Annotated in this window: 3 protein-coding genes and 1 tRNA gene; 2 read left to right on the top strand and 2 right to left on the bottom strand. The window is 33.2% G+C overall.

Features of this window, described 5'->3' with window-relative positions:
• The first annotated feature begins 1 nt into the window (after window position 1).
• Together ABN236_RS10680 and ABN236_RS10675 are read left to right on the top strand one after the other, a co-directional pair.
• A tRNA-Val gene (locus ABN236_RS10680) sits at window positions 2–77 on the top strand.
• A gap of 2,206 nt (window positions 78–2,283) precedes the next feature.
• Window positions 2,284–2,586: a helix-turn-helix domain-containing protein gene (locus ABN236_RS10675; protein WP_088495080.1), complete on the top strand. Its 303-nt coding sequence runs from the start codon at window positions 2,284–2,286 to the stop codon at window positions 2,584–2,586.
• A 591-nt stretch (window positions 2,587–3,177) separates the two neighbouring features.
• Here the strand turns inward: ABN236_RS10675 and ABN236_RS10670 are convergent.
• Window positions 3,178–4,224, bottom strand: a complete 1,047-nt coding sequence (locus ABN236_RS10670) for an ABC transporter substrate-binding protein (protein ID WP_349473943.1) — start codon at window positions 4,222–4,224, stop codon at window positions 3,178–3,180.
• A gap of 12 nt (window positions 4,225–4,236) precedes the next feature.
• On the bottom strand, window positions 4,237–6,378 hold the full coding sequence (locus tag ABN236_RS10665; protein WP_349473942.1) for a TonB-dependent receptor: 2,142 nt from the start codon (window positions 6,376–6,378) through the stop codon (window positions 4,237–4,239).
• Window positions 6,379–6,644: the final 266 nt, after the last annotated feature.

Here is a 6,644-nt window from a genome sequence, read left to right as displayed (position 1 = left end):
TGGGCGGTTAGCTCAGTTGGTAGAGCATCTCCCTTACAAGGAGGAGGTCGTTGGTTCGAGCCCAATACCGCCCACCACTTCTTTATCTCTTCGTTATGCCTTCTTCTTTACTTCCCTAACATCTTTCTAAAAGAATTAATAACAGTTATTTGTTTTCTAATACCTGCATTATTGCCGTTTAGTTGCATTCTCTGAGTCTTAATCTTTTCCCTGTGTCTACTTTCTATCATGTTCCTCATTGCTTCACTTATAGCTACATATCCTTATAGACATGCTTTCCTAGCCCCTCGTACCTGCATCACCTCTTTATCCTCAAAATAATGAATACTTAGCTAATTATCTTGTTCCTTTGGAGCTCTTAGTTTCTAAGGCTGTTTTAACTTGTTATTGCATTGTGTTTTCTGTGAAGAGGGTTCATAAGCCAGTTTCTTTATTACGCTTTTTTACATCTTGTCATATTTTTATCATTTAAAGAGAGCTACTTAAAAAAGAGATGGTTCTTCTATTGTTAAGCCAATTATTTTGGATGAGGGATTGTGCTCAGTAGAAAGTATGCATTTAATTTTTGAGCAAAGTTCAAATTTTGATCTGAAAATATTAAAAAAATTACTCTAATTGAAAAAGAAAGATCTACTCCTTTTGGGGGTAGATGTAGGTGTTTTCAGTTTATTAATAAAATTAAATAACCTTAGATGCGCTGTGATAAATTATTTGCTAATTTTTCATGAGCAATATCTCTCATAAAATGAGTGAGTTAGAATATTTTAAGTTAGCATTGAAAAATATAGGGCACTCATTTTTTTAAGAAAAAATACTGAAGATTAAAAGATAAAAATAGAGCTTTATAGTTAATATTTCTTACTTTTTATAAATCATTGGTTAGTGCTAGTAAGAATAAAGATTAAATATAATGATGTTTCATCTTCTTTCTACTTCTTTTTTGAAGTGGTAATAGAGCAAGGGGTTTTGCGTAACTGTTTGATTTAAATTAAACTAATTTTAAAATTTGATATTTATCAATCTTTGCATCATAATGAGCTGGATAGTAAATGATATAAAGCAAAAAGCACTTATTTCATCAGTAATTGATTTGTCCTGAAGTGGTTAATTTCATTTTTTACGAAAAATGGAGAAAATTGTGCATTTAGCAGGAATATAAATTATATAAAAATATTAATGTTTATTTTCGCCTAAGAATAACTCTTATATAGAATAGGTGTAATTACTTAGGACGTAAAAAGATTAATTTTTGTTTTTTTTAACAAAATTAGATCATACTAAAATTGATATTTAACAGTTCATTCCCTTATGAATTTAACTTAAGATGTGATGATTACTCTATTTTTGCAATGTGCCAAATGCGCGAATTTGAGTGAAAAAGAAAGAATAGTATTATGTGGTCATAAAAAGAACGGTTTTTATGATGATAAACTTAACTTTCAAATAACCTACTGATAAAACAAAAATATTTATATTAATACTTACTTTTTCTCTATTTCATAAAGAAGATTTTTAATCTAATTGAAAATTAAAATAAGTTATTCATTAATAAAAATTCAAAAAAAATGAGTAATTAAATCTATTATTTATTTATTCGAGAGTAATAAAGAATTGTGTAACTTGAAATATATTTAGTCGAAAGAGTAAGGGTTTATGCTTATATAAATTAATTAACAAATGTTTAAAATGTGATTTATATCTATTTTCGGGTGTAACTAGTGTAACGTATTGATATAAAAGTATAATATTGTCTTGTTTATAAACTCATCAGATTTCATTGATATTGCTTAAGCTATTTAATAAAAATAAGAAAATCGTCATCTTTATGAGGTTAATTTATTATTTTAAATAAATTAGACTGACATAAGTTGATTTATTTTTACACAATTCAAACAATCACACTTTAAATTAAGCTTGTACTAGATGATAATTCTAATTAGTGAGTAAAGTTTAAGAAAAAAAAAGCGTGATTTTATAAGTAAAATATTTTAACTATATGAAAATAAAGGATATATGTCATTATCCTAGGTATTGTTTACTAGTATGAGTAAATCATCATGCTTGCACTGTCTTTTTTTGACTAGTTGAAAGTGTTTAAATGCGTAGTATATTATTTACATATGATAAGTCATGTTATGAATTGTAATATTTCTTATCTACTAAAAATAATATTTTATTAAAACAAAAAGGTGTCCTCGATAATATATAATTTTACATATTATTGCGTAGTAGCACACCATTATAAATTAGATATCAATCAAAGTGAAAAGCGAGAACAATATTATGAGTAGCAAGTATCCAGTCGCTTATGCAGTTGGACAAAAAATTAAGTCATTAAGAAAATCTCAAGGTTATACTGTATTTCAGTTAGCAAAAGAGATTGATATTAGTGAACAACAGTTATTCCGTTATGAGCGTGGTGTAAACCGTATTGATATTGATTGCTTAGTTAGAGTACTTGAAGTACTAGGCGTTAATATCGGTAGCTTCTTTGAAGAAGTAACCGGTGGAATGACTCAAGAAACTGAGCGTAATGAACAACATATTCCAGCTCATTTCGATAGCAAGGCTCTTTCTATTTTCTAATAATATTTTTAAATTAGAAAGTAACTCATTTTAGAATAACTAAATTGAGTAAGATAATTCTTATATATAGTGTTTCTCTTTAATCAGTTAATAATAAGAATTTTCTTAATAGATAAAATAAAGCCTCTATATGAAATCAATGCCCTTATTAGGGCATTTTACGTTTATAGAGAATGAGAATTTTTAATTTTTACAAAAAAAAGAATAATTGTATTGCAAATGAGCTGAGGCTTTCAGGTTTGTAGAAATATATTCTCATATTTATTTGTATGAGAAAAAAATAGCTAATTAATACTTGTTTATAATAAGCTATTCATAAAATTACCTCTTATATTACCTACCACGATTTTACCTCCTGATAACATTTCTAAAGCTATTAAACGTATAATTTATGCGTTTCACACCAATAAATTCGAAAAGAGTGAATTTTAATATAACAAAGGCAAAATATGAGCATTGGTGAAAATGCGTTATCAGATCAAAAACTAAGTATTTATCATTAAATGACTATCTATGGATAATGATAGTTAATATCATATTAGGACGGGTTATTGTTGCCTCTTCATCGTGAATATGAAGAGGCGGTAACAATTAGTCTTTGAGTGGTTTAAGAATGTGTTTGAGCTGCTGATCGGTGAGGGTGATATTAAAAAATGTTTTATAGAATTGTTGAGTCTCTTTGGAGATATCAATATGCTTTGTTTGTTCGGGATATAAAACAGTCGCTAACCATAAAAATTGTAAGGCTTCCTCTGTGGTTTCACGGCACCACCAAAATAGGCCTTTAGGGTTTGTGTAAACTCGGCCTTCACGCACGGCAGTGATAGATTGCCATTCAGGTGCATTCTTAATGATTTCAGTGTCTCTTGCATACATAGTGATAATGACATCAGGATTGGCATGAATAACTTGTTCTAAGGAAACATCACCAGCTCGGCTTGGCACATTATCAAACCAATGTTCTGCAATGTTCACACCACCTGCAAGCGCTATCCAATCATGATTTAACGAAGGTGCGCCAGATGTTCTTAATGGCGAACCAAAAGCATGATAGACCTTCATTGGTTTATTGGCGCTTATCTCGCTTACCGCACTTTTTACAAGTGCTTTATTACGCTGAAAGTAAGCTAAATAATCTTTTGCTAATTGGTGACTACTTGAACCTAAAATCTCACCAGTGATCAACGTTCTTTCTAACAAGGCATCCATTGAACCTGATTTTAATAATGCAACACTGATCCCTGCATTTTCTAGTGCCGTCATTTGTGCATCAGATAGCTTCCCTGTTGCAAAAAAGATTTGAGGCTGGCTAACAATTAATGTTTCGATATTCAGTGTGTCATTATTACCTTTACTAGAAATTGAAGCCGTTTTTATAGCAGGAACAATCTCGGTAAAAAAGGGAATAGTTTTGACTAAATCGGTTGTGGAAACAATTTTATCTCCAGCACCAAGCATAGCAAGTATTGCATTTTGAGCATTCCAACTTGTGGCGACTCTTTCTGGTGAATCAGGAACAGTAATGGATTGATTTTGATAATATTGAACAACTCTTTGCGCCTGTACATTAAAGGAGATACTGAGAGCCGAAGCTCCCAGTAACGCAATGCACAGGGTTTTGAAAAAACCTTTATACATTTCGTTTTCCTCTTAGAGTTCAATGCTTACAGAAGCAGAAACTTGGCGAGGCGTACCTAAGAAAGCATTTGCACCACCAATAGCACCATTTTGGTTGCCAGAGAAAATAGATGCCCAGTAATGTTCATTAGTCACGTTATCTAAATTGAGGCGGAAAGTGGTTTTCTTATTCCAATATTGTGTTTGATAACGAGCGCCTAGATCGAGTGTGGTATAGGCTTTTGCCCACATTGTGTTAGTGGTATTTGCTGCACGTTTACCTGTGTAGTGAACATTGGCGCTATAGATAACATTTGGCAAAGTAGGGTAATGGTATTCAGCTAATAAATTAGCTTGGTATTTTGGTACACCTACAACATCTTTATCTTGTGTTTGAGCATTGCCGGTGTTGGTTAAAGTAGGATCTAACCAAGTCATGCTACTAAAAACGAAAAGCTCATCAGTGACTTTTCCGTTAGCGATAAGCTCTAACCCACGGTTACGTTGTTTACCTTGTTCTTTAAAGATATTGTCGTTACCCACATAGGCAAAAGGGCGCTCTAATTGGAAAATAGCCGCATTTAAATTAAGATCGCCAATTTGCGATTTAACCCCCATTTCCCATTGTTCGCTACGATAAGGTTTTAGCACTTCATTTTTGTTATCGGCAGTGTTTGGTGCTGAATCACCTTCTTCTAATGAATCTGCATAAGAAACATAGGTCATCACTTCAGGAATAGGTTTAAACATTAATGCGATAGCAGGACTTAAGCCATTTTCGGTGTGATTTCCACCACCAGCACGATAAGAAGTTTCTTTGATCCAGTTTTGGCTTAGTGATCCCATCACTGACCATTGAGGATTAAAGGTAACGGTATCACCTAAAGTAATGGATTGAACTTGTGAGCGGCTGTTTTTAGTACGAGCAGCGCCTGTATAGAAGCCTTCATTCGAAGGATCATCATAACGATGTGGATTATTAATATCTTGAGTTGGTAATGTGAATTTTTGATCATCACCATTTGCGCCATAAATATCCCAACGATAACCGCTAGTGGCGAGAATTAAATCATGAGATAGTGCGCCAGTCATCACATGACCATTAACATTGATAGAATGGCTTAAAACAGTAAAACGACCATAAGTTGTCGGTACTGATAACGTTGGTGTAAATTGCTTACCATCATTACTTAATTGGTTAGAAACAGAGCGGAATCCGCGATCAGCCGTTTGATAGCCAATTGCTGCACTGATTTGCCAATCTTCGTTAAAATCATGTTTTAATCGGCTACTTACCGTTCTGGTATGAAGATCAACACCCGCAAAAGCTTGACCATAGCCGGCTTTAGTTGGATCTGGCGCATCAGGTAATGCGGTAACTTTTGGTCCATAAGAAAATGCACCAGAATAACCCATTTTTTTAAACCAATAGTCACTAAAATTCACTTCTAATACCGTATCAGGAGAGATATTCCAATCAAATGCGGTACTGATTAGCTGGCGACGTGTTTTGCTACCTGCGACATAACCTTTACCTTCATCATGCATTAGATTAATGCGATAACCAAAAGTATTGTTATCATCAATAAAGCCACCTAAATCAAGATGGCCTTTAAATTGGTTATCATTGACATAAGTTGCATTAAGTGATGTTAAGCGTTTTAAGGTTGGACGTTTTTGGGTGAAATTGAATTGCCCACTTGGGCTTGCTGGCCCATAAAGTGAACCAGTTAAACCATTGATAATATCTACACGCTCAAGCATTTCGATAGGAAAGGCTGTGGTAGAAATAATATTCACACCATCTAAGCGAGAGTTAGCAACGACATTGCCTTGCATCCCACGGTTTTGGGGACGGCCAACATCCATACCGCCACGTGCTTGCATTTGAGAAGAGGCATTATATTTTAAGATATCTGCAACACTGGTGACTTGTTGATTTTCAATCATAGATTGAGTGAAAGTATTTGTTGTATAAGGAGTATCTAACCATTTTTTCTCACCTAATGGCCCCATATCAACTTCACGAGTAACAAATCCCGCACCGGCTTCACTATTATTCACTGGTTGTGCAGTAACGACGATTTTTTCAGCATTTTCAGCGGCTACACTTGCTGATACAGCGAATGTTTGTGCTATAGCACAAGCTATTGTCGAAATGATAAATTTCTTCACGATAGACTCCTAGAATGTATTTTTTAGTTATATAAATCCATCGTTATCAAAAAATTTATACAACGATACCCATCACGAATGCAATGTAATGTATATCATTGTATAATATTGTATATAACGAGGTTGGACGCCGACTATACACGGAATAACATGTAAATAAAATGATATATTTGCTAATAATAAAATTATGAAATTGTTTCTGAATTTAGATCAAAAAAATGCCCGCCTAAGCGGGCATTTCAAGAAATAGAGCGTAACAGAAGGGA

Source organism: Proteus sp. fly-1013 (assembly GCF_040140245.1).
GTDB classification, from domain to species: Bacteria; Pseudomonadota; Gammaproteobacteria; order Enterobacterales; family Enterobacteriaceae; genus Proteus; species Proteus mirabilis_B.
This window is presented reverse-complemented; position numbering and strand designations above follow the sequence as displayed.

Bases quoted from the DNA above. Each gene is read 5' to 3' on its own strand.
- ABN236_RS10675 (WP_088495080.1), top strand. From the start codon at position 2,284: ATGAGTAGCAAGTATCCAGTCGCTTATGCAGTTGGACAAAAAATTAAG.
- ABN236_RS10670 (WP_349473943.1), bottom strand. From the start codon at position 4,224: ATGTATAAAGGTTTTTTCAAAACCCTGTGCATTGCGTTACTGGGAGCT.